This is a genomic window from Mesorhizobium sp. B2-5-3 (assembly GCF_006441005.1).
Taxonomy (GTDB): domain Bacteria; phylum Pseudomonadota; class Alphaproteobacteria; order Rhizobiales; family Rhizobiaceae; genus Mesorhizobium.
Map to the genome: position 1 here is coordinate 35590 of NZ_VFUS01000001.1, position 22345 is coordinate 57934.

General features: G+C 63.2%; 24 protein-coding genes and 1 pseudogene. 13 read left to right on the forward strand and 12 right to left on the reverse strand.

The features are described from left to right. Positions 1–27 precede the first annotated feature (27 nt). Genes FJ867_RS00175 through FJ867_RS00190 form a run of 4 tightly spaced genes read left to right on the forward strand, consistent with a single transcriptional unit; the run spans position 28 to position 4731 of the window. The gene (locus FJ867_RS00175) at positions 28–1647 is read left to right on the forward strand and encodes an NAD(P)/FAD-dependent oxidoreductase (protein WP_140816215.1); all 1620 of its coding nucleotides are present in this window, start codon (positions 28–30) and stop codon (positions 1645–1647) included. Then, positions 1634–3199: an NAD(P)/FAD-dependent oxidoreductase gene (locus FJ867_RS00180; RefSeq protein ID WP_140816217.1), complete on the forward strand. Its 1566-nt coding sequence runs from the start codon at positions 1634–1636 to the stop codon at positions 3197–3199. Before FJ867_RS00175 ends, FJ867_RS00180 begins: the two co-directional genes overlap by 14 nt. Before the next feature lie 51 nt (positions 3200–3250). Continuing rightward, on the forward strand, positions 3251–4474 hold the full coding sequence (locus FJ867_RS00185; protein WP_140567480.1) for an aminomethyltransferase family protein: 1224 nt from the start codon (positions 3251–3253) through the stop codon (positions 4472–4474). A gap of 2 nt (positions 4475–4476) precedes the next feature. Next, a complete protein-coding gene (locus FJ867_RS00190; RefSeq protein ID WP_140517897.1) occupies positions 4477–4731 on the forward strand; it encodes a hypothetical protein in 255 nt (84 codons plus the stop codon). A 5-nt stretch (positions 4732–4736) separates the two neighbouring features. Here the strand turns inward: FJ867_RS00190 and FJ867_RS00195 are convergent, their stop codons facing one another. The 4 genes from FJ867_RS00195 to FJ867_RS00210 form a co-directional block, all read right to left on the reverse strand. Continuing rightward, positions 4737–5795: a dipeptidase gene (locus FJ867_RS00195; protein ID WP_140816219.1), complete on the reverse strand. Its 1059-nt coding sequence runs from the start codon at positions 5793–5795 to the stop codon at positions 4737–4739. Between the two features lie 153 nt (positions 5796–5948). Further along, positions 5949–6248 (reverse strand): GNAT family N-acetyltransferase, encoded by a 300-nt coding sequence (locus tag FJ867_RS00200; protein ID WP_140816221.1) that lies wholly within the window; start codon positions 6246–6248, stop codon positions 5949–5951. Continuing rightward, entirely contained in the window at positions 6241–6870 is a 630-nt protein-coding gene (locus FJ867_RS00205; protein WP_140816223.1) for an alpha/beta hydrolase, read from the reverse strand. The genes FJ867_RS00200 and FJ867_RS00205 overlap by 8 nt, the downstream gene beginning before the upstream one ends. Before the next feature lie 11 nt (positions 6871–6881). Then, positions 6882–7814 carry a VOC family protein gene (locus FJ867_RS00210; RefSeq protein WP_140816225.1) on the reverse strand — a complete coding sequence of 311 codons (933 nt, stop codon included), beginning with the start codon at positions 7812–7814 and terminating at the stop codon, positions 6882–6884. Between the two features lie 221 nt (positions 7815–8035). Here FJ867_RS00210 and FJ867_RS00215 point away from each other — a divergent pair, with 221 nt between their 5' ends. After that, positions 8036–9601, forward strand: coding sequence for an alkaline phosphatase family protein (locus FJ867_RS00215; RefSeq protein WP_140561584.1), 1566 nt, complete (start codon positions 8036–8038; stop codon positions 9599–9601). A gap of 70 nt (positions 9602–9671) precedes the next feature. On the opposite strand, the gene FJ867_RS00220 is transcribed toward FJ867_RS00215, so the two are convergent. Continuing rightward, positions 9672–10982, reverse strand: a complete 1311-nt coding sequence (locus FJ867_RS00220; protein WP_140816227.1) for a PRC-barrel domain-containing protein — start codon at positions 10980–10982, stop codon at positions 9672–9674. 276 nt (positions 10983–11258) lie between these two features. Between FJ867_RS00220 and FJ867_RS00225 the strand changes: the two genes are divergently transcribed. Next, positions 11259–12179, forward strand: coding sequence for a diacylglycerol kinase family protein (locus tag FJ867_RS00225; protein ID WP_140500595.1), 921 nt, complete (start codon positions 11259–11261; stop codon positions 12177–12179). Between the two features lie 29 nt (positions 12180–12208). On the opposite strand, the gene FJ867_RS28600 is transcribed toward FJ867_RS00225, so the two are convergent. Continuing rightward, a complete protein-coding gene (locus tag FJ867_RS28600; protein ID WP_181165417.1) occupies positions 12209–12382 on the reverse strand; it encodes a hypothetical protein in 174 nt (57 codons plus the stop codon). Between the two features lie 158 nt (positions 12383–12540). Between FJ867_RS28600 and FJ867_RS00230 the strand changes: the two genes are divergently transcribed. Next, on the forward strand, positions 12541–14073 hold the full coding sequence (locus FJ867_RS00230) for an HWE histidine kinase domain-containing protein (RefSeq protein ID WP_224680335.1): 1533 nt from the start codon (positions 12541–12543) through the stop codon (positions 14071–14073). Positions 14074–14116: 43 nt separating this feature from the next. On the opposite strand, the gene FJ867_RS00235 is transcribed toward FJ867_RS00230, so the two are convergent. The 3 genes and pseudogenes from FJ867_RS00235 to FJ867_RS00245 all read right to left on the reverse strand — a co-directional run bounded on the left by FJ867_RS00235 (position 14117) and on the right by FJ867_RS00245 (position 15873). Next, positions 14117–14581, reverse strand: a complete 465-nt coding sequence (locus tag FJ867_RS00235) for a hypothetical protein (protein WP_140500594.1) — start codon at positions 14579–14581, stop codon at positions 14117–14119. Positions 14582–14591: 10 nt separating this feature from the next. Next, positions 14592–14918, reverse strand: coding sequence for a DUF883 family protein (locus FJ867_RS00240; RefSeq protein ID WP_140625027.1), 327 nt, complete (start codon positions 14916–14918; stop codon positions 14592–14594). A 194-nt stretch (positions 14919–15112) separates the two neighbouring features. Next, positions 15113–15873, reverse strand: a pseudogene (locus FJ867_RS00245) (Crp/Fnr family transcriptional regulator). A 44-nt stretch (positions 15874–15917) separates the two neighbouring features. Between FJ867_RS00245 and FJ867_RS00250 the strand changes: the two are divergent. After that, complete coding sequence (locus tag FJ867_RS00250) at positions 15918–16367, forward strand: response regulator (RefSeq protein WP_140500637.1); 450 nt, start codon at positions 15918–15920, stop codon at positions 16365–16367. A gap of 69 nt (positions 16368–16436) precedes the next feature. Here the strand turns inward: FJ867_RS00250 and FJ867_RS00255 are convergent, their stop codons facing one another. Both FJ867_RS00255 and FJ867_RS00260 read right to left on the reverse strand, forming a co-directional pair. Beyond that, the gene (locus tag FJ867_RS00255) at positions 16437–16988 is read right to left on the reverse strand and encodes an RNA polymerase sigma factor (RefSeq protein ID WP_140500591.1); all 552 of its coding nucleotides are present in this window, start codon (positions 16986–16988) and stop codon (positions 16437–16439) included. A 3-nt stretch (positions 16989–16991) separates the two neighbouring features. Next, complete coding sequence (locus tag FJ867_RS00260; protein WP_181165418.1) at positions 16992–17195, reverse strand: NepR family anti-sigma factor; 204 nt, start codon at positions 17193–17195, stop codon at positions 16992–16994. A gap of 219 nt (positions 17196–17414) precedes the next feature. Between FJ867_RS00260 and FJ867_RS00265 the strand changes: the two genes are divergently transcribed. From FJ867_RS00265 to FJ867_RS00280, 5 genes are all read left to right on the forward strand, one after another. Beyond that, positions 17415–18209 (forward strand): response regulator, encoded by a 795-nt coding sequence (locus FJ867_RS00265; RefSeq protein ID WP_140558431.1) that lies wholly within the window; start codon positions 17415–17417, stop codon positions 18207–18209. Positions 18210–18390: 181 nt separating this feature from the next. Next, positions 18391–18555, forward strand: coding sequence for a DUF1328 domain-containing protein (locus FJ867_RS00270; protein ID WP_006203859.1), 165 nt, complete (start codon positions 18391–18393; stop codon positions 18553–18555). 177 nt (positions 18556–18732) lie between these two features. Then, positions 18733–19767 carry a PAS domain-containing sensor histidine kinase gene (locus FJ867_RS00275; RefSeq protein ID WP_140500587.1) on the forward strand — a complete coding sequence of 345 codons (1035 nt, stop codon included), beginning with the start codon at positions 18733–18735 and terminating at the stop codon, positions 19765–19767. A gap of 129 nt (positions 19768–19896) precedes the next feature. Further along, the gene (locus FJ867_RS28605) at positions 19897–20067 is read left to right on the forward strand and encodes a hypothetical protein (RefSeq protein WP_181168298.1); all 171 of its coding nucleotides are present in this window, start codon (positions 19897–19899) and stop codon (positions 20065–20067) included. Between the two features lie 182 nt (positions 20068–20249). After that, positions 20250–20495, forward strand: coding sequence for a YMGG-like glycine zipper-containing protein (locus FJ867_RS00280; RefSeq protein WP_140500585.1), 246 nt, complete (start codon positions 20250–20252; stop codon positions 20493–20495). A gap of 202 nt (positions 20496–20697) precedes the next feature. Here the strand turns inward: FJ867_RS00280 and FJ867_RS00285 are convergent, their stop codons facing one another. Next, positions 20698–22320: a CHASE domain-containing protein gene (locus FJ867_RS00285; RefSeq protein WP_140816229.1), complete on the reverse strand. Its 1623-nt coding sequence runs from the start codon at positions 22318–22320 to the stop codon at positions 20698–20700. Positions 22321–22345 lie beyond the last annotated feature (25 nt).

Sequence of the window (22345 nt, forward strand, 5' to 3'; positions counted from 1 at the left end):
CGGATCGCATGGAAAGACTGGGCCAAAATGAAAGCTTGGGATGCGATCGTCATCGGCGGCGGACACAACGGACTGGTCAATGCCTGCTATCTCCAGCGCGCCGGGCTCGACGTGCTGGTGGTGGAGAAGAATCCCTGGGTCGGCGGCGCCGCCACCAGCCGGGAACTGACGCCGGGCTTCCTCTATTCCAACTGTTCCTATGTTTGTTCGCTGTTTCGCCCTGAAATCATGCGCGACCTCGAACTGCCGCGCTTCGGCCTGCAGGTTATTTCCTATGAGGGCGGCGCGGTGTTCACCAGGGATGGCGACTATCTCGCCAATTACCGGGACCATGATGCACACCGGCGCGAATTTGCGCGCTTCTCGAAACGCGATGCCGAAGCCTACGACCGTTATGCGCGCGACGTGACGCGCCAGTGCCGTTTCATCCAGCCGCTGTTGATGCGCACCGCGCCCGACCCGACCAGTCTGCGGCCGCGGGATCTGGGCGAGCTCCTTTATCTGGGCAAGAAATTCGCGGGCCTGTCGGCGGAGGAAATGGCGCTGACGCTGCGCTTCTGGACCATGTCGATCTCAGACTTCCTCGATGAATATTTCGAGACCGATGTCATCAAGGCCAATTTCGCTTTGTCCGGCATCATCGGCACGGCGCTCGGGCCGATGTCGCCCGGCACGGCTTATGTGTTGCTGCACCACTATATGGGCGAGGTCGACGGCTCGGTCGGTGCCTGGGGCTATGCGCGCGGCGGCATGGGCGCGGTGACCAAGGCGCTGGCGGCGTCCTTCAAGGCGTCGGGTGGAACCATTCGCACCGGCGCCGAGGTCGACCATGTTCTGGTGAGCCGCGGCAAGGCCAAGGGTGTGGTGCTGGCCGGCGGTGAGGAGATCCGTGGCAAGCTCGTCGTCTCCAATGCCGACGTGAAGCGAACCTTCCTGAAACTGGTCGAGGAGAAGGAACTGCCAGAGATTTTCCTGCGCCGGGTCAGGAACTTCAAGATCCGAGGCTCGTCCGGCAAGGTCAACATCGCGCTGGACTCGATGCCCGAATTCCCGGCTCTGCCGAAGGATTCGCCGGTTTATCGCGGCGACATGCATTTCACCGATTCGATGGAGCGCATGGAGCGCGCCTATGACGACTGGAAGGCCGGGCGCTGGTCGGCCGATCCTTTCCTCGACATGGTCATCCCGACGACGCTCGACCCGACGATGGCGCCGCCGGGAAAACACTTCATGAGCTGCTTCGTGCAATACGCGCCGCCCAAGGTGAACGGCCATGAATGGACCGACGCCGATCGCGAAGGATTCGCCGAAAGCGTGGTTGCGCAGATTGCCGACTACTCGCCCGGCTTTCGCGACCGCATCGTCCACATGGAGGTGCGCACGCCGCGCGAAATCGAGGCCGAGGTCGGTCTCACCGAAGGCAACATCTTCCAGGGCGAACTGACCTTCGACCAGCTTCTGTTCAACCGCCCGGTGCCGGGCTACGCGCAATACCGCTCACCGATCGGCGGGCTTTATATGTGCGGCTCCTCGACCCATCCCGGCGGCGGCGTCATGGGCGCGCCCGGACGCAATGCCGCGGCGGAGATCCTGCGCGATCTCGCCAAATCGATCTCACATATGAGCCCGGCCCATGACGTCATATGATGCAATCGTCATTGGCGGCGGCCATAATGGCCTCGTCACTGCTGCCACGCTGGCGAACGCCGGGCGCAAGGTGCTGCTGCTGGAAGCTGGGAACGATCTCGGCGGCGCCGCGCGCACGGAGGAATTCGCGCCGGGTTTTCACGTCTCGTCGATCGCCCATCTGCTGAACAGGCTGCACCCCGACGTGGTGAAGACGCTGGAGCTGGAGAAGCATGGCTTGCGGATTACCCCAGACGACTTCGCGCCGTCGGTTGCGCTGTCGATGGACGGCCCCTCGCTGGTCCTGCACGGCGCCTATGGCGAAATGCTGACCGGTGCAAGTTCGTCGGAGCAATCCGCGTGGAAGCAGTTGCGCGCGCAGCTGCTGCGCTACGCCGGCATCCTGGAACCCTTCCTCTCGCGTCGTCCGCCCGAGCTGGCCGGCATGTCGCTGCTGGAGACAGCGGCGCTCGGCCAGGCCGCACTGGCGCTGAAAAGGCTCGGCAAGGAAGACATGCGCGATTTCCTGCGTGTGCTTTTGATGAACGTCGCCGACCTGCTCGACGAGCAGCTTGCCGACAACAGGCTGAAAGGGCTGCTTGCCTTCGATACGACGCTCGGCAGCCATCTCGGTCCGCGCTCGCCCACCTCGCTGCTCGGCCTCTATTACCGGCTGGCCGGCGAGGTCGGCGGTGCGGCCGGCGCGCAGATAGTGCCGAAGGGCGGCATGGGCGCGGTGATCGCCGCCATCCGCGCCTCGGCCGAAAAGGCGGGCGTGAACGTCCGCACATCGGCGCCTGTCGCAAGGATCATTGTCGAGAAAGGCCGTGCCGTCGGTATCGCATTGGACAATGGCGAGGTGCTGCGCGCCAGGACGATCGTCTCCGCGACAAATCCGGCGACGACTTTGCTCGACCTTGTCGGTCCACGCGAACTCGACACCGGCTTCGTGCGCAAGGTGAATAACATCCGCATGAAGGGTGATGTCGCCAAGCTTCACCTGGCGCTCGACAGGCCGCCGCAATTCACAGGTGTCGATGCCGCCGGCCACAGGGGGCGGCTGGTTATCGCCCCCTCGCCCGATCATGTCGAGCGCGCCTTCAATCCATCCAAATACGGCGCGTTCTCGCCCGAACCGGTGATGGAGATCACGCTGCCAAGCCTCGCCGATCCATCGCTCGCGCCCGACGGCGCCTGCGTGCTGTCGGCGGTGGTGCAATACGCGCCCTATGCTCTGAAAGAGGGATGGGGCGCCGGCAAGGCGAAATTCCTGGAGGCAATCATGGCTCAGCTCGAAGCCTACGCGCCAGGCATCGGCAAGACGGTGCGCCACACCGAGCTCTTGACGCCCGCCGACATCGAAACGCGCTACCGCATGCCGGGCGGCCACTGGCACCACGGCGAGTTGCAGGCCGACCAGATGCTGATCTCGCGCCCGGTCTCGGGCTGGTCCGGCTACGACACACCGCTCGACGGGCTGTTTCTCGCCGGTGCCGGTTCACATCCCGGCGGCGGCGTCTCCGGCGCGCCTGGATTGAACGCCGCTCGACGCATTATTGCGATGAAGGGGTAAGGCGATGTTTCAGTTGGCGGCAGTCGCGTTCTACGGCGAAGGATCGCCAGCATGAATCAGCAACCATCATCCGCCCGCATCGCCGCCCAATCCCACTTCCGCACGTTGCGTCTCGGCACGCCGTTCCAGCCGCGCATCGATGCTCTGGCCAAGACCCAGGATTGGTACAACTGGGCGGGCTACCGCGCCCCCCATTCGCTGTGGGACGAGGAGCTCGAATATTTCGCCATTCGCAGCCAGTCGGCGCTCTTCGACATCTCGCCGATGACCAAGTACCGCGTCGAGGGACCGGACGCCGAGGCCTTCCTCGACCGCGTCACGCTGCGCGACGTGACCAGGCTGAAGCCGGGCCGCGTCCATTATACCGCGTGGTGCGACGACGAGGGCTTCGTCCTCGATGACGGCACGCTGTTCCGGCTCTCGCCAACGCGGTTCCGGCTGTGCTCGCAGGAGCGGCATTTGCCTTGGCTGCTCGACAGCGCCATCGGGTTCGATGTGACGGTGGAGGAAGAGACCGAAGCCGTCGCGGGCCTGGCACTGCAAGGTCCGACCTCTTTCGCCGTGCTGCGTGATGCCGGTTTTGCCGATGTCGAAAAGCTGAAGGCATTCGACCTCGCCGAATTCCCGCATGATGGCGAAACCGTCACCATCTCGCGCACCGGCTTCACCGGCGACCTCGGCTATGAATTGTTCATGCCGGTCGACAAGGCGCTGAGCCTGTGGGACCGGCTGATGGCGGCCGGCGAACTGCGCGGCATCCGCGCCATCGGCTATACCGCGCTCAACCGCGCCCGGATCGAGGCCGGGCTGATCGTCGCCAATGCCGACTTCACGACAGCCGAACACGCCATCCGTGCCGACCGCTTGCGCATGCCCGACGAGATCGGGCTCGGCTTCATGATCGACCTGGAAAAGGCCCATTTCAACGGCCGTCGCGCCATCTTCGAGGGACGCGCCAAGCGCACGCTGCGGCATGTGCTGGTCGGGCTGGAGATCGAAGGCAACATCCCGGCCGAACACGCCATCGTCTATCACAGAAAAAGCCAGGAGGTCGGGCTGGTCAGCGCCGCCATGTGGTCGCCGATGGCCAAGCGCAACATCGCCATCGCTTCGCTGGCGCGACCACATGGTGATACTGTCGTCGACGACCTCTGGGTCGAGATCTACGCCATGCGCGAGCTGCAATACCAAAAGCTGATGAAGCGGGCCAAGGTGGTGCCGCGGCCGTTCATCAAGCTCGATCGTCGCACCGCCAATCCGCCGGCGGATTTCTGACCATGGGCGAGGAAGCCGACAAGCAGCAAGAAGAGGCGGCCGAACAGTGGGAACTGGTCAACACGCCACTCGGCGAAAAATGGTCGGGCCGCACACGCTATGCCGCCGCTATGTTCTTCTACAAGCGCGGCGAGATGAGCGCCGAGACGCTTGAGGTCTACCGCATCTGCGCGCGGCTCGATTCGGAAAACCCGCTGCCGATCATCCGCGACCGCGGCGTCGGCAAGGACTGGCTGAAGCGCATGGGATTCGGCTGAACTTCCTATCCTATGGTTTTCTCCAGCATGGCCAGCCAGTTTCGGTAGGCGATCTTTTCGATCAGCGCGCGGCCGAAGCCGCGTGCGGCGAGCGCATCGATGAGCTTCGGCAGGCCGGCGGCGTCGCCAATGACGGCCGGGATCATGGCTCCGTCGAAATCGGAGCCGAGGCCAACCCCATCCTCACCCAGCGCCTGCAGCAGGGAATCGATGTGGCGCACCATGATGTCGAGGCCGGTATCGGCATTCATCTTTCCGTCCTCGCGCAGGAAGCCGGTGGCGAAGTTCAGCCCGACCATGCCGCCGGTTTCGCGAATCGCACCGAGCTGCCAGTCGGTGAGGTTGCGTGAGTGGCCGCAGATCACATGCACGTTGGAATGGGTCGCGACCAGCGGCGCATCGCTGAGCGCGGCGACGTCACGAAACCCCTTCTCGTTGAGATGCGACAGGTCGATCATGATCCTGAGTTGGTTGCAGGCCTTGACCAGCGCCTTGCCGGCATCGGTCAAGCCGGGACCGGTATCGGGCGAGGACGGAAAGCGGAACGGCACGCCATGGCCGAAGGCGTTCGGGCGGCTCCAGACGATGCCGAGCGAGCGCAAGCCGGCGGCATGCAGCACGTCGAGCATGGTGAGTTCGGGATCGATCGCCTCGACCCCTTCGATATGGAATACCGCAGCGATCGAGTCGCGCACCATGGCGCCGCGCACATCTGCGGCATTGCGGCAGACGCTCAGCGCTCCGGCCCGTTCCAGCCTGAACAGGATCGAGGCCATCGCGATCGTCGAGGCCAGCGCATCGCTGTGCGGGAGTTCGGGCGGCAAAGGCTCGGCATCGCTGGGCGTCGACGGGACAGCGCCGCGCCGGCCTCTCTCGACAGGCGGCGGGAAGATCGCGAACATGCCGCCGGCGAACCCGCCGGCCCGTGCGCGCGGCAGGTCGATATGGCCGCCCGATTTCCCTTCCATGAATAGCTTTTCGACGTCCGGGTCTTTCGACTGATAGAGTCTGAGCAGCGTGTCGTTATGGCCGTCGAAGACGGGAACGAGATCGGTTTCGGTCATGAAGGGATCATTCGGTTCGATGTGTCGCACGCCGCCCGCGATATATCATATCTACTTAGGCAAGATGGGCCGAGCGTGCAAATGCCAAAGCCGTGCTGGCCTATCACACTGTTTTACTCCCGTGGGTCCCGACTGGTAAAGCGCCGGCTGATCCTACCCCTTCAGCACGTCGGCCCACTCCGGATGACGGCGGAACTGGGCGTTGGCGAAGGGACAGAGCGGGATGATCTTCTTGCCCGCCGCGCGCGCGTCCTCGACGGCGCGGGTGACGAGCCGAAGCCCGGCACCCTGGCCGCGAAACGCGTCGGGCACTTCGGTGTGGTCGATGATGATCTGGTGCTCGCCGATCCTGGTGAAGGTCATCTCCGCCTCGGCCCCGCCCGGACTGCGCAGCACGTAGCGGCCCTTGGAGCCACGATCTTCGAGTTCGATCTCCGGCAGTTGGTCAGGCATCACTTACTCCTTGGGCCACACCGGCAAAGAGCCGCCGCGCCGCCTCGATTTCGTTCGGCCGCACTTCGTGCCCGCCTTCATGCCACTCCACTGTGACATCGGCGCCATCGGCGCGCAAATAGGCTTCGAGCCGCGAAGTCAGGTTCGGCGGACAGATCGGATCCCGCCTGCCGGCCGTCACCAGAATGCGGCGCCCGGCAAGACTGCCGTTCACCTCCGGTTCGAACGGGATCAGCGGGTGCATCAGCACCGCCGCGTCGAACAGGTCAGGGGCTTCGAACAGCAGCGACGCCAGGATGTTGGCGCCGTTGGAGTAGCCGAGAGCGTGTATCGCCGACGGCTTCGCCGCTGCTATCTGCGCCTTGACGAAGCCCGCCATCTTCCGAGTCGCGCGCGCCAGGTCCTGCATGTCATAGACGCCCTCGCCAGTGCGACGAAAAAAGCGCGCAGCGCCTTGTTCAGACACATCGCCGCGTGGCGAGATGATGGTTGCCTGGGGCGCGAGATCGCGCCCCAGCGAGACGAGCTGGCCCTCGTCGCCCCCGGTGCCATGGAAGACGAAGAGCAGCGGACCGCCCGGCGAACCGGGCAGTACCTTGTGGATGTAGCTGTCTGTGCTCATGACCCCGCCCCTCAGTCTTCCAACTTCTGCAGATGCTTTTCGAGATAGGGCCGCAGGTGCTGATGCTGCGCCGGCAGCTTCAAGGTTTCACCGAGATGGGCGGTGTCCTCGTCGCGGTCGAAGCCCGGCTCGTTGGTGGCGACTTCGAACAGAACGCCGCCCGGCGTGCGGAAATAGATCGCCCAGAAGTAATCGCGGTCGATCACTGGCGTCACCTGGTAGCCGGTATCCATCAGCGCCTTGCGCACTTCGAGCTGCCTGGCTCGATCCTCGACGGCGAAAGCGACGTGATGGACCGAGCCCGCGCCGAGATCGGCAAAGGCGGCACCGGGTAGCGATTCGATGTCGACGACGTCGGCGCCATTGCCGTTCCTGATCGCCAGCCGCCTGACATTGCCGGATTTGTCGAGCTCCTCATAGCCCATGAACTTCAAGAGTTCCTCGGTGGCGCCGCCATCCTTCAGGCGCAGCGACACGGAGTGAAAGCCCCGGATCGCCTCGTCGGCGGGAATGCCGCCCTTCACCCATGGCGCGCGCGTGTCGGCCCTGTCCTCGACGAGCGCGAAACCGTCGCCGTCCGGTCCGGCGAAGGCCAGACGCTTCTCGCCAAAGGTCTCTTCGCGCGACAGGCCGGCGATACCTTCCTCGGCGAAGCGCCTTTCCCAATAGGCGAGCGTGCCTTCCGGCACCGAATAGGCGGTGGTGCCGACTTCGCCGACGCCGTGACGGCCCTTGCCGATATTGGGAAACGGAAAATAGGTCATCACCGAACCCGGCGTGCCGAGCTCGTCGGCATAGTAGAGGTGGTAGACGTCGGGCGCGTCGAAATTGACCGTTTTCTTGACCCGGCGCAGGCCGAGCTTCCCAGTGAAGAACTCATTGTTCTGGCGGGCATCGCTGGCCATTGAGGTGACGTGATGCAAACCCTTGATCTGGTCGAGCATGAGTGCTGCTCCCTTGTTCTATTGCGGCCCCTGCCGCTGTCCTCGCCAATATGAGCATCGGCCTGTTCCCGTCAAAGGCGACAAAGACGGGATGGACTGTACTCTGGAAGTGAACAATCGAAAGCAGTTTGTTCACCGAACCACCAGCAGCCCGGGCTTGCGCCGGGGCGGGATTTCGGTTCCATGAGCGACGCTCGCACATTAGCCAAGGATTATCGCCAGTGACCGGAAAAGGCAGGCGTCCGAACGTTCTCCTGATCACCTGCGACCAATGGCGCGGCGATTGCCTTTCGGCGGCCGGCCATCCCCTGGTGAAGACGCCGAATGCCGACGCATTGGCAGCGGAAGGCGTATTGTTCAAGCGGCACTATGGCGGCGCGGCACCCTGCTCGCCGGCCCGTGCCTGCCTCTATACCGGCCTCTACCAGATGAATAACCGGGTTTGCCGCAACGGCACGCCGCTCGATGCCCGTCACGGCAATATAGCGCTTTCGGCGCGCGCGCTGGGCTACGATCCGACGCTGTTCGGCTACACCGACGTATCGCTGGATCCGCGCCGGCTCGCTCCGGCTGATCCGCGGCTGCGAAGCTATGAAGGCGTGCTTCCTGGTTTCACGGTGCGCCAATTGCTGCCAGAGCATCAGAAGCAGTGGCTGTCATGGCTGGGAATGCAGGGCATCGATACCGACGCCGGCTCCCCCGCGATCCATCGACCGGCGAACGGGGCAGGCGACGCCGGCTCCGTGACGACTGCGCCGCCCGTCTATTCGAAGGAGCAGACGCCGACGGCTTTTCTTGCCGGCGAATTCATCCGATGGCTGGGCGAACAGGATCATGCCGCGCCCTGGTTCGCGCATCTCTCTTTCATCAGCCCACATCCGCCCTTCATCGCGCCTGCACCATACGACGCGATGTACGACCCCGCCGACGGCCCCGGCTTTCGCCGCGCGGCAGGCTGGCAGAAAGAGGCGGACAGCCATCCCTATCTCGCCTACGATTTCGGCAGGCAGAAAAAGCACAAGTTTCGACCTGGCGCCGCCGGCAGCGTACATGACTGGAGCGAGGATGATTTCCGCCGCATCCGCGCGATCTATTACGGCATGATCTCGGAAGTCGATGCGCAGCTCGGCCGTATCTGGCAGGCGGTCAAGACGGCGGGCGCGTGGGACGACACGATCGTTGTGCTTACCTCCGACCATGCCGAGATGATGGGCGACCATTTCATGCTGGGCAAAGGCGGCTTCTTCGACGCCAGCTATCATATCCCCCTGGTCATCCGCGACCCGCGTCACGGCCACACCGCAGGCGTGGCCGTCGACCGCTTTACCGAGGCGGTGGACATATTGCCGACCTTGCTCGACCTGCTGGGCGGCGAACCGGCGCCGCATCTCGACGGTCACTCGCTGCGGCCGTTCATCGTCGGCGAGGAGCCGTCGGACTGGCGCGACGCCGCGCATTGGGAATTCGATTTTCGTTCGATCGCGGAAGGCGAAGCCGAACGGCATTTCGGCCATGCCTCGCGCCAGTGCAATCTCGCCGTGATCCGCACGGAAAAATTCAAATATGTGCATTTCGGCGGCGGCCTGCCGCCCTTGCTGTTCGACCTGGAGAAGGATCCCGCCGAGCTCGCCAATCTCGCCGCCGATCCCGCCTATCTCCCGACCAGGCTCGAGTTCGCCGAACGGCTGCTTGCCTGGCGGGCCGAACATCTCGACCAGTCGCTGGCGCTGGCGGAGCTGACCAGGGATGGCGTTGTGGGCTATGTAAGTAGGGCAGTAGGGGAATAGGGAATCCCTACTGCCCTACTGCCCTACTGCCCTACTGCCCTACTGCCCTACTGCCCTACTGCCGTTGTTGCTATCTCACGATCATCCGCTGCTGCTCGCGGTTCTGCGCATAGCTGCCTTTGTCATAGGCGGCCTGGGCCTCGAGCTGCTCCTTGGTGAAGGTCGTGTAGAGATATTTGTTACCGTCCTTGTCGGTCATGAATTTCAGGTTGTCCATGCCGACGGCGACTTCCTTCTCGCCGACGCCGAGGAAACCGCCGACATCCACGATGACCGCGTCGGTCTTGTTGTCGGGCGTCAGCACGACATCGCCGATCTCGCCGACCTTGACGTCGTTGGCGCCATAAACTGTGGTACCCTTGAGATCGTCGCCCCTGACCTCGCCGACAGGCATTTCGGTCAGTTTGGATTTGTCGATCGCTGCGGTCTTCGTCTGGTCGGGAGCGGTCGCATCAGGCGTGGAGGCGGACGGGGCCTGCGCCGTCTTGTCCATCGGAGCCGTATTGGTTGTCGGCGCGACGGCCGGGGTGGACGCAGCAGGTGCGTTCGATGCCGTCGTGACCGGAGCCGGATCATAAGCCTTGCGGTTGAAGTCCGGCAATGCCTGCAGCTCTTCCTTGGTGGTTTGAGCCACCAGCCAGCGGTCGCCGTTTTTCTCGGCCCACTGGGCCTTGCCGAAATCATACGTGACGTTCTTCTCGCCGATGCCGAGGAAGCCGCCGACGCCGATGACCAGTGATTGCGCCTTGCCTTCCTTGGTCAGGACGATGTCGTTGACGTTGCCGATGTTCTGCGCATCGTCGCCGGTCCCGTTATAGACGCTCTCACCGATGATATTGGTGGCGAGATTGCCGTCGGCGCGCTTCACCGGTTCCGCCGGAGCCGCGTTCATGTCGACTGGCGCCTGGGCGGTATCGCTCGGCGCGGATGTGGACGGCGCCTGTGCGGCTGTCGATGCGGCCGGTGCCGGAGCATAGGGCTTGGTGTCGAACTCCGGCTGCGCCGTCAACTGGTCCTTGGTCGTCTGGGCGACCAGCCAGCGGTCGCCGTTTTTCTCGGCCCACTGCAGCTTGTCGTAATCGAACGCGACATTCTTCGTCCCGACGCCCAGAAAGCCCCCGACGCCGATGACTATGGATTTGGCCTGACCGTCCTTGTCGAAGACGATGTCGGTTACTTTGCCGATATTCTCGGCATTGTCGCCGGTGCCGTTATAAACCGATTCACCGATGATGTTGGTGGCGATGCTGCCCTGGGCGTGCACCACAGGAGCGGCGGGTTGCTCCGCGCCAGGCGCAGCCGGTGTCGGAGTCGTCTGCGCATGCGCGCCCGTCGCCACGAACATGGCAAGAGCAGTCGTGGCTAAAAGATTGCGGATCATGATGGTGTCTCCTCGTGCCTGATTTCATGCATGCCGCACCGGCCTCCGCCGTCACCGGCGACGGGCGAACGCGGCATTCGCCTGATCACAACGTCGTGACTGCGCCCATTGTTCCGACAAAAGCCAGGACGCATATTCTCCGCACACGCGGCCCGCAACTTGCGTGCTGCAAAGGGAAATTCGCCGCATCATCCGGAACCTTTTTGCCACTTGCGCCGTTCAGCCGACGGCTGGAGCTTCTCCGGCTCGGAGTTTTTTTGAGAACACGGAGGGGACATGCGGTTTGCGGCGGTGCTGAACCGGGACGGTGGCACCTTGCGCACCCTCGACCTGGATGGCTTTCGCGATCGCATGCGCGACCTGCTGGAGGCAGCAGGCCATTCCATCGATATCGACGTGGTTGCCGGCAAGGACATCGTGCCGGCATTGGACAACGCGGCTTCGCGTCGCGGCATCGACGTGGTTCTCGCCGGCGGCGGCGATGGCACGATATCGGCGGCGGCGGCGCGGCTGATGGGCAAGAAAAAGGCGCTGGCCATATTGCCCGCAGGCACCATGAACCTCTTCGCGCGCGGGCTCGGCATCCCGCAGACGCTCGATGCGGCTTTGCGATCCTTCGCCGATGGCGAGGTGATGGCGGTGGACATCGCCACCGCCAATGGCCGGCCTTTCGTGCATCAGTTCTCGATCGGCATGCACGCCAAGATGGTGCAGCTACGCCAGAACATGGAGTTCGGCTCCCGGCTGGGCAAGATGCGGGCATCCGCGAAAGCGGCTTGGCAGACGATCAAGAATCCGCCGGCGATGACGGTCACCCTGACCATTGGCGAGGCCGAGATCACGGCGCGAACCACCGGCGTCGGCGTCACCAACAACCTGTTTGGAGAGGGTCACCTGCCCTTTGCCGACAATCCGGCGGGCGGCGTGCTCGGCATTTATGTCACGGTCGCGCGGCAGCGCGCCGAACTGGTCAAGTTCTTCTTCAACGTCGCGCGTGGCAAATGGCGGGACAATGAACATGTCGAAATCCATCAGACAGAGCGGGCTGTGCTGAAGATCCGGTCGGCGGCCAGGAAATACCGCGCCGTCCTCGACGGTGAACTTATCAAGCTCGAGGACGAAATTACCATCGAAATCCACCCGGGCGCCTTGAACGTGCTGGTGCCGCGGCACGCCATGCGGGCAAAGGCGGCCTGATGCAGGGGCAGCCGACGAGGAACAGAAGACTAGCCGCTCGGAGCGCTGCCTTGTTCGGTGGTCGGGGATTTCGTGTACTCGCCGTAAATCTCGACGATGCCCCAAACGACAAAGGCCAGGAGAAGTCCCGCAATCAGGATCCGCAAGCCGTGCCAGCCCCAGTGTCCCTGACGCGCTTTGTTTTCAGGAATGGTCTTGGGCATAGCCGGCCTCGATGCGATGTGGACGCGTTGAGCGTCTCTGGCAAAACATCTTCGGGTAACGGTTCCTTGCTACGAAGGTTCCGCGTTTGGCCAAGCCCTTCGCCGGCAAGTCGGGAAGGCGAAGTCGGAGGGCTCGCGAGGAAGCGTCGGGGGCGCTGGTGAACAAGGCGGCGAAATTGGCGCCGGGCCTTCCGGCCGAAGTAATGCACGTCGTCAACGACGCCGGCCGGCTGGCCGTGCTGCACGGCTTGCAGGCGCTGGATACGATGACTGACGCCGACTTCGACGGCGTCAGCCGCCTTGCCGCGGCCGCCATGCGCGCACCGATCGCGCTGGTTACGCTCGTCGACGTCGAGCGGCAATGGTTCAAGTCGCGTGTCGGCCTGGACGAGATCGAGACCGCAACCGACATCTCCTTCTCCGCCCATGCGATTGCCGCGGGCGGCGAACTGATGGTGGTACCCGACGCGACCTTGGATCCGCGTTTTAAAGCCAACTCACTGGTCACGGGCAAGCATCACATCCGCTTCTTTGCGGGCGCGCCGGTGACCGTCGCCGGCGCCAGGATCGGAACGCTCTGCGTTTTCGACCGCAAGCCCCGTCCCTTTCCATCGCGCGTCAGGCTCGACCAGTTGAAGGCGCTGGCCGGCCTAGCCGCCAGCCTGTTCACGCTGAAGGATGCGACGCGCAGCGGCGCCATCGCCGAGGCGGCGCTGGTTCGCGAAGAAAAACGGCGCGCCATAGCGCTCGACGCGGCATCGCTTGCCAGCTGGGCCTGGGACATCCGCACCGACATGATCGAATGCGATGGTTTGCTGCCGGAATTGTTCAATCTGCCGCGATCGAACCGGTTGCGGGCGCGCGACATCCTGATGGCAATAGATCCACGCGACGTCTATCAAACCGAAACCCGCTTCCGCGACGCCTTGGCCGGCGGCGACGACTATTTCGGCGAGTACCGCGTGAAAGGCTTCCATCCACCCCGCTGGCTGGCGACGCGCGGCCGCGTCATCGAGCGCGATGGCGACGGCAAGCCGACGCTGATCTTCGGGGTCAATTACGACATATCCGAACGCAAGCTTGGGGAGGAAAGGCAAAGGCTGCTGCTTCGCGAACTCAATCATCGCGTCAAGAACACGCTGGCGACCGTTCAGGCGCTGGCGACGCAGACCGTGCGCCATGCCCGGCAGCCGAGCGCTTTCCTGGAAGCCTTCGGCGCCCGGCTCCAGGCACTCGGCATTGCCCATAATCTGCTGTCCGACCGGGAATGGCGCGGCATCGGCATCCATGAACTCGTCCAGATCGAGGTGAGGCCCTTCGACACCGCCGAGCAACTGCGCATGACGATCACCGGTCCCGATCTGTTGCTGTCGCCAGACCAGGCAGTGGGGCTGGGCCTGATCTTGCACGAACTGGCCAGCAACGCCCTACAATATGGGTCGCTGTCGGCAACATCCGGCAAGGTCGATCTGAGCTGGAAGACACAAGGCAGAAAAAGCGACCGGCGCCTTGTCTTGACCTGGCGCGAAAGCGGCGGTCCTGCGGTTGCCCCGCCCGAGCGGCACGGTTTCGGCTCGATCCTGATCCGCCGCAGCCTGGCCAAGGTCATCTCCAGCGAAGTGGCGCACGAGTTCCGGCCGGAAGGCGTCTTTGCCGAAATATCCATGCCGCTGGAGGATCTCTCCAAGTGACCGGCCCAGCTTTAATCCGGGCCTAGCCTTCATCCGGTCAGCCTCAATCAGGATCGCCGCCAGCCGGCCCGCCGGGACCTGGTTTCACGTTCTCGCGGTAGATGGCATAAGCCGCCAACGCCACGGCGGGACCGAGAATGGCCCCGAGGCCGCCCTTTCCCTTGAGCAGCGCCGGCAGAGCGGCCAGTGCGGCGGTGACCCCGATTGCCGTCATGTCCGCCTTGCGCCGTTCTGCCCGGCGCCGTGCGCGCGAGCCGGCCGAGAAGCGATAGATCAGCAAGATCAGGCCCGCGACGATCAGAAAGCCGACGCCGAAGCCCAACGCCGCCGCGAGCGGCCCATAGCGGTCCGCAGCCCATATATAGCCGGCCCCGATCAGGAAGCCGAGACCGCACAGCGCCGCGAGCGCGGCAAGCGCATAGACAATTGCAGCCGTGCGCGCGCGGCGCATGGCTGCAACGGTTTCGCCCGAAGCCAGGCCCGAGACAAGGGAAGCCAGCAATCCCATTTGAGCGGGACTAGCGGCGCGCCAGGAGCGCAAACAGGAAGCCAACGCCGGCGGCGATCGCCAATGAAGTCACCGGCTTCTCACGCACGCTTGCCGCTATCTGCGCCTCTATATCCCTGGTGTTGCTGCGCAGGCTATCAAAGGCTGCCTCGCCTTGGGCGCGCAGATGCTCGACACCTTCGGCAGCGGCACGGCGGGCGGTGCCATATCCATGCTCGCCTGTCTTTGCCAGCTGCTTCGTCAGCTTGTCGATATCGGCCTTCAACTGCCTGATATCGGCTTCGAGGTCCGAGTTCGCCCGCACTTCGCCTGCGTTCTTTCCTGCGGCAGCTGCCATTGCTTAACTCCTTGTGATTGCTCTGGTTTCAACGCGCTGCATGTCTCAAGGTTCCGAGCCCCTCGGATAAACGGGCATGATCCCGCAAAGCGGGTGTCGGTTTGCCGAAAAGATCACGCTCAATCCAATGGATAGAGGTCATCCTGGTTCCATCGATCTGGACCCTAGCTCAAAACGGGTCCTCCTGCATCCGGTCAGATCAGCGGCCGCCGTTCCTTGCCCTGCCCCTCCCAGCCGGCAAGCTGCTTCAACCCTTCATGATCGATGATCTCGCAGCCGCCTTCGCGCCAAGCGATCAGCTTGCGATCCATCAGCTTGCGAATCGTCTTGTTGGTATGGACCAAAGACAGGCCGAGGGTATCGGCGATGTGCTGCTGCGTGAACGCGATCCGGGTGAACCGCCCGCCATTGAGGCCAACGGCCTTGGCCCGGCTGCCGATGAAGGCGATGAGATAGGCGGTGCGCTCGATCGCGCTGCGGCGGCCGACGCTGAGCAGGTTCTCGTTCAGCATCCGCTCCTCGCGCGACGCGATCCAGGTGATGTCATAGGCCAGGCCCGGATGGTTGCGGAAAAGCTCATGCAGGGACTCCCGCTCGAACACGCAAAGCAGCATCGGCGACAAGGCTTCGACGGAATGCTGCATTTCGCCCATCACGCCGCCTTGCAGCCGATGAGATCTCCAGGGACGGCGTAGTTGAGGATTTGACGGCGGCCATCCGACAACAGCTTGTAACGGAAAGCCCAGCCCGACAGCACCGTGTAGAGATGGGCGCTGCGGCGTCCTTCCACCAGCACCGTTGCGCCCTTGTCGACCGCGAGCTCGCCTTTCTTCAATTTGTCGATGAAGGCCAGTTCCGATCTCTCGAATTTGCGGAAACCCGGCAGCGGCCGCAGTGGGCAATTCTCGCAATCGTACCGGCGGCTGGAGGAAGCAAGGCCGTTCTGGATTGACATTTCGACCGCTCCTCGAGAGCCGCGGGCTCAGCCGCTGCGGTGGCATGTCTTTTTTAAATGACAGCGCGTCAAATAGCGATCATGACTCGCTGCGTTTCAAGGAGCCATTGCCTGTGTCGCCTTTGCTTGACGGATTGCGCATTCTTGTCCTGGAAGATGAATTTCTCATCGCCATGGATGTCGAGCAGCTTTGCCGTGATCACGGCGCCGACGACGTGGTGCTTGTCCGTGACCTGGCCGAGATCGATGGCCGACAGGTTGCCACCCAATTCGATGCGGCGATCGTCGACCTCATGCTGGGGGGCACTCCGACTTTCGACTTTGCATCGCGCCTGCGTGAAACGGGCGTGCCCTTCGTCTTTGCCTCCGGTTATTCGGATGCGGACGAGATCAAGGTTGCCTTTCCAGGGATAAGGCTGGTCAGCAAACCTTATTCGGGCGAAGATCTTGTGGAAGCGGTGGCCCGGGCCTGCGGACGAGTCCCGCCCGCCTGACGACGACGCATCGCGTAAGAGTCAGAGCGGATGCGATGGCGATTCTGTCAGCCGTTTCGATGCGACGCTTTAGTGCGCCGCCGTGCCCGTGACCTGTGCTGAGATCGCATCGGGACCGTACTCGTCTTCGCCGGAGATTTTCAGTATCTCCTGCAGGCGCGTGCGGGCTCGGCTGACGCGGCTCTTGATCGTCCCGACCGCGCAACCGCAAATCTCGGCCGCCTCCTCGTAAGAGAAGCCCGAGGCGCCGATGAGGATGATGGCCTCGCGCTGGTCTTCGGGCAGCTGCTCGAGCGCACCGCGGAAATCCTTGAGGTCGAGCTGGCCGTGCTGGGCGGGATGCACCGCAAGCCTGGCTGTCATGATGCCGTCGCTGTCCTGCACCTCGCGGCCGCGTTTGCGCATCTGCGAATAGAACTCGTTGCGCAGGATGGTGAAGAGCCATGCCTTCAGGTTGGTACCGGGCTGAAAGCTCTCATGCTTGTCCCAGGCCTTGACCAGCGTTTCCTGCACGAGGTCGTCGGCCTTGTCGGCATTCTGCGTCAGTGACACTGCGAAGGCACGCAAGCTCGGTATTGCCCCAAGCAGATCGGTCTTGAAGCCTTGTGAGACCGTTGCCATGCCTCAGTCCTTTTTCTGTGCGGGCTCGGCCCGCTCCAGTTGGCTGAGCAACTGCGCGAAACGATCCGGCACATCGTCGGAGACCAGCTCGTCGTAATACTGCTTGAGTTTGCGTCCGATTTCGGAATTCGGCCCGAGCGGGTCGCCCACGCCGTTCCGGCGCCTGATTGAGGCGCCAGTCAAGACATCTTTCGTCATTTCCTTCATTTCGCCCTTTAATCCAGCCCCATAGCCGCTCAACATAACTCAACACAACACAAGCGGCATCCTCGTCTGGTTGCCCATCCCCAATTCAAACGCCGTTCAGGCGTATTAGTTCCCGGGGCCGGAACTTTTTGCGAAAGCCAGCGTTTGTGTCGTTGGGGCTTGCAATGGGGCTTGACCTGCATTTTTAGTCAATCACGTCATCTGAGGGAGACGTCCGTCATGAGTTTATCCGCCACCATCGCTCCGCACCTGCCGTTCCTGCGCCGCTTCTCGCGTGCCGTATCGGGATCGCAGGAGAGCGGCGACGCGCTGGTTGCCGCGATGCTCGAGGCCATCATCGCCGATGTCGACATTTTTCCCGAGGCATCCAGCGAGCGAATCGCGCTGTACAAGGTCTTCGCCAAACTGTTCACGTCCGTCGCCATCCGCGTTCCACAAGAACAGGCGCAATCGGCATGGGAACAGCGCGCTGCGGCCAATCTCAATGCGATCGCGCCGCTTCCCCGCCAGGCCTTCCTTCTGGTGGCCGTCGAGGGTTTCAGCGAGGATGAGGCGGCCGAAATTCTTGGCGTCGGCGAACAGGAATTCTCAGAACTGCTTGCCCAGGCGAGCAACGAGATTTCCCGCCAGGTGGCGACCGACGTGCTGATCATCGAGGATGAACCGCTGATCGCCATGGACATAGAGGAGATGGTCGAGAGCCTGGGCCATCGGGTCGTCGGCACCGCCCGCACCCATGCCGAAGCGGTGACGATGTTCGGCAAGACGCGGCCGAAGATGGTGCTCGCGGACATCCAACTCGCCGACGGCAGTTCGGGCATCGAGGCGGTGAACGAGATTCTGTCGTCGACTTCCGTGCCGGTGATCTTCATCACCGCCTTTCCCGAGCGTCTCCTGACCGGCGAGCGGCCCGAACCGGCTTTCCTGGTGACGAAGCCGTTCAACCCGGACATGGTCAAGGCGTTGATCAGCCAGGCTCTGTTCTTCGACCGGCAGGCGAAAGCAGCCGCATAGCCATGCGCAACTGAAGTCGCAAACGCGCAAAAGCAGGGCGCGACCAGCCGGAAGGTTCCGCTGGCCGCGCCTTGCTTTTCCGCGCCACGATGGTGCGCGGAGGGATCGTCTTTTTCGGCAAAAAGTGGAACAAACCGCATCCACCCACGTTTTTCTCACATAGTTGGAAGGAGATGGAACCATGCTTTACTGGGCGCTCGTATTTCTCGTCGTGGCAATCATCGCCGGCGCGCTTGGTTTCGGCGGCATTGCCGGTACATCTGCCGGGATAGCGCAGATATTGTTCTTCATCTTTCTCGCTTTCCTCATCATTTCGCTTCTCGCCGGCCTGTTCAGACGGGCCTGAGAGTTATCAGGCGAACACTGGAAGCCGCACCCCTCAAACGGTTTCCAGCCACCGCCGGGTGGTGTCCCACAAGGACGCCGCCCGGCGGACCGCTTTTGGGCGTCTGGTTCCCGTAAAACCTGCCTTGGAACCCATTGGACGGTGAGCCGTTCAGCCTGAGTTGGGTGAACAGGTCGGATGCGTTCCAGGGCTCGAGATACCAAGAAGAACGAGCGGGGGGACGAGGTCATCGCCCTGCATCCCGCCGAAAGCGGCATGCAACTTGGCCGGGCGCTTCTCCACGCACTGCACAATGCCGGCATTTCCGTCCTCTACCAGGACCGCGACATGAAAACGGTCTGGGCGCGGAACATGCGTGCGCCCTGGGCCGCCGACAGCAGCGAGGGCGACGGCATCCTGCCGCCGGCACAGGCCGACCGCATTGGCGCTGCCAAGCGCAACGTCGTCGCAAGCGGCGATCCGCAGCGCCTCGAGATCGGCGTCCCGATGGAGGACGGCATGCGCTGGTTTCAGGTCTGGATCGACGCCGACCATGGCGAGGCCGGCGACGTGCAAGGTGTCGTCACCACCATGGTCGAGACGACCGAGCAGCGACGCCGCGAACAGACGCTGACGACGCTGTTGCGCGAAGTCACGCACCGCTCGAAGAATTTGCTGGCAATCATCCAGAGCATCGCCACCCAGACGGGACGCTATTCCGACAGCATCGGCGATTTCCTGACCCGCTTTCGCGGCCGGCTCCAGTCGCTGGCCTCCTCCCAGGATTTGGTAACCTCCTCCAACTGGCGCGGTGCTGCCCTTCGCGAACTCGTCGCCGGTCAGGTCGGCCGCTACGGGACGGACGCGTCGCACAGCCTTCGCTTCCGCGGCGCAAATCCTTACCTCAACCCCAACGCCGCGCTGCATATCGGCCTTGCGATGCATGAACTGGCCGTCAACTCGGTCAGCTATGGCGCCCTGTCGCGGCCGGAGGGCTTCGTCGAAGTGACCGCCGTCCTCGACACCGCCGCCGATGGCGGCATTGCCCTGTCGCTGACCTGGGCCGAAACCATAGGAACCGACAGCAACCAAGAGGGCAAAAAGCGCTTCGGCAGCGTCGCACTGGAACGCGTAGTGCCCTCTTCCCTGAACGGAACGGCGCGCCTCGAGATCGCGGATGGTCGCCTCGAATACCATCTCGTTGTTCCGCACGGCAATTTCGAGACGGAGTAGGCGACCGCCATCTTTTAACCGGCTGTTCACCATAGAAGCAGATGCTGTTTTTGCCAGATACCGATGGAACTGCCGAGCCGACGAGCATGCTTTCGAGGGCTTTGCCGCAGCATAGTGGGGAGGAGCGCCTTGACGGTCGCCGATATCAACAGACTCGAGCAGGCCGCTCGCATTTCGATGGGCGAATTCCAGGATCCCGAGACATCCACGGCATCGCCGGTTGCTCATGGCATCCTGCCCATCGTCGCTCCGGCGTTGGCCGCGGCAATTGTCCTGATCGCCCTGTCCCAGCTGGCCTGATCCCGCCCCCACGTTCGCGCGCGCACATCGCTCGGGTTTTTCGGCGGCCGAGGCATCGGAAAGCTGCGCCCAGAAAAAGACTCTCTTCACCAACAATAAATTGGAGCAGCAAAGGTCGTTTTTTCATGCTAAGTGACGGCTGGAGCTTATTAAAGTGAGGACACGAAGTGAGGAGTGACCCTATGCGGAAAATTCTTATTGCCATGGCTGCCGTGGTCGCCGTCAGCGGCTGTACCTCGACCGAGCAGGATGTCGTCGGCGGCGGCTTGATCGGCGCCGGCGTGGGCGGCTTGGTCGGCGGCGGCAAGGGCGCGCTGATCGGCGCGGCCGTCGGTGCCGGCTCCGGCCTGCTGGTCCGCAACCTGCGCAATGGATACTGCCAGTATCGCGATCATCGGGGTCGCATCTACACGGCTCGCTGCAACTAAGGTAATTCCGGCGGGAAAAGCGCGGAGCGGTTTTCCCGCCGGAATTGCGAGCAAGGAGCGGATCGGCGATCTATCAGACGCTGAACCGCTCCGAGCAACTTGAATCGCCGCTGTCGGGCTCATTCGCGAACCCGGCAGCGGTGCGGCAATTTATTGGCCGCCGCGGGAAGCCTGGAGCGATTCCGCCAAGGCCCGATGGCATTCACGCCGGCAGCGGAATCCTGATTTCCACATTCAATCCGTCATCGCGATAATCGCGGTGGATCGTGCCACGCAGCTCACGCGTGACATTGAGGTCGATCAATTTGGTGCCGAAGCCGGTCGTGGCCGGGGCGTCGACCTTCTTCTGCCCGGTTTCCTGCCAGCTCAGAGCCAAGACCCGGTCACGCCCGCGCCCTTCGACCGACCATTCGATCCTGAGGGCGCCGACCGTATTGCCGGCCTCGCCATATTTCAGCGCATTCGTTGCCAGTTCGTGAAAGGTGAGGCCCAGTGCCTGCGTCGTGGTTTCGTCAAGCAGCACCTCCGGCCCGGACAAAAGCTCTTCCGGCAGCTCCTTTCCGAACACTTGGCCAAGCTCGATGCGCAGGAGATCGCCGAGATCCGCCTTCTGCCAGCGCGAGCGCGTCAGCATGTCCTGGGACGCGGCCATTGCCTGTAGCCGGGCCGAGAAAGATGCCGAGAACTCATTGACGTCGCTGGCACGTGACGCGGTCTGGCGCGCGATCGCCAGCACTCGCGTGATCGAATTCTTGATGCGATGCTTCATCTCCTGCAGCATCAAATCCTTTTCGAGCAGGCTCTTTTCCGTCGTCTCATGCAGCAGCGATGCTGCCTCGTAGGCTCGCTCCTGATAGCGCGCGACAAGCGCGATGGCGCCGGCCAGCAGCAACCCGAACAGGCCGAGCATGACTGGGATGGCCCGCGACGATGGCTGCGAGAAGGCGCTTGTCGGCCTGAACTGCACGGTCCACGGACGGCCCGCCACGCTGATCTTGCGGGTGACCAGCAGCCTGTCGCCAAAGCCCGACACGGGCGGCGTCTCCGACCGGAACAGCAGATGATCCGGATCGACGCCGCCATCGTAGATTTCGGTGTTGACCGGCAGCAGCGGCGCGCGGCTGAGCGCGATCTGGAACAACTCCCTGGCCCGGAAGGCCGCGTAGAGAAAGCCTACCGTCGAGGATCGCGATGCGTTTATGGCATCAGGTGCGGTCTCGACGTTGAGCCGCACGAAGACGAGAAAGCCGGTGAAGGTCTGTGCTGCACCCGTGTCCTGGCCGAGTTGCACCAGCCCGCTCGCGTGCTGCTGGTCATCTGCCATTGCCTTCTCGATTGCCGCGCGCCGCACGGGCTCGGTGAACATGTCATAGCCGATGCTGGCCTTGTTGGACGGGTCGAGCGGCTCAAACAGCACAACGGGCGTGCGCCATGGCTGCGTCGTATCGGGATAGATCGCACGCTTGACGCCCTGGTCATGCAGCATGTCGCGCTCGACCGTCGCCTCGTCGCCTGCTTTCACCAGCCGGAGAAAGCCGATGCCGCGCAGGCCGGCGAAATTGGTATCGACATTGAGGGCATTGAAGAACGCTTTGAACTCGCTCTGCGAGATGTCGCCATTGCGGGCGTCGAACAAGGCTTGCGACGAGCGCAGCAGCGACAGCTGCAGGTCGATCCGGCTCTCGATACGGTTGAGCGCATCGTCCGCGGTCGCGTCGAACTTGATGCGAGCCGCCTCTTGCGTCGCGAAATAGGCGAACCCCGCCATTGTCATGCTGATCAGCGCAACGGCAACGAAAGCGACGATTGGAAAAAGCTTCTTCAACGGATAATGCGGCCTATCAGCATGT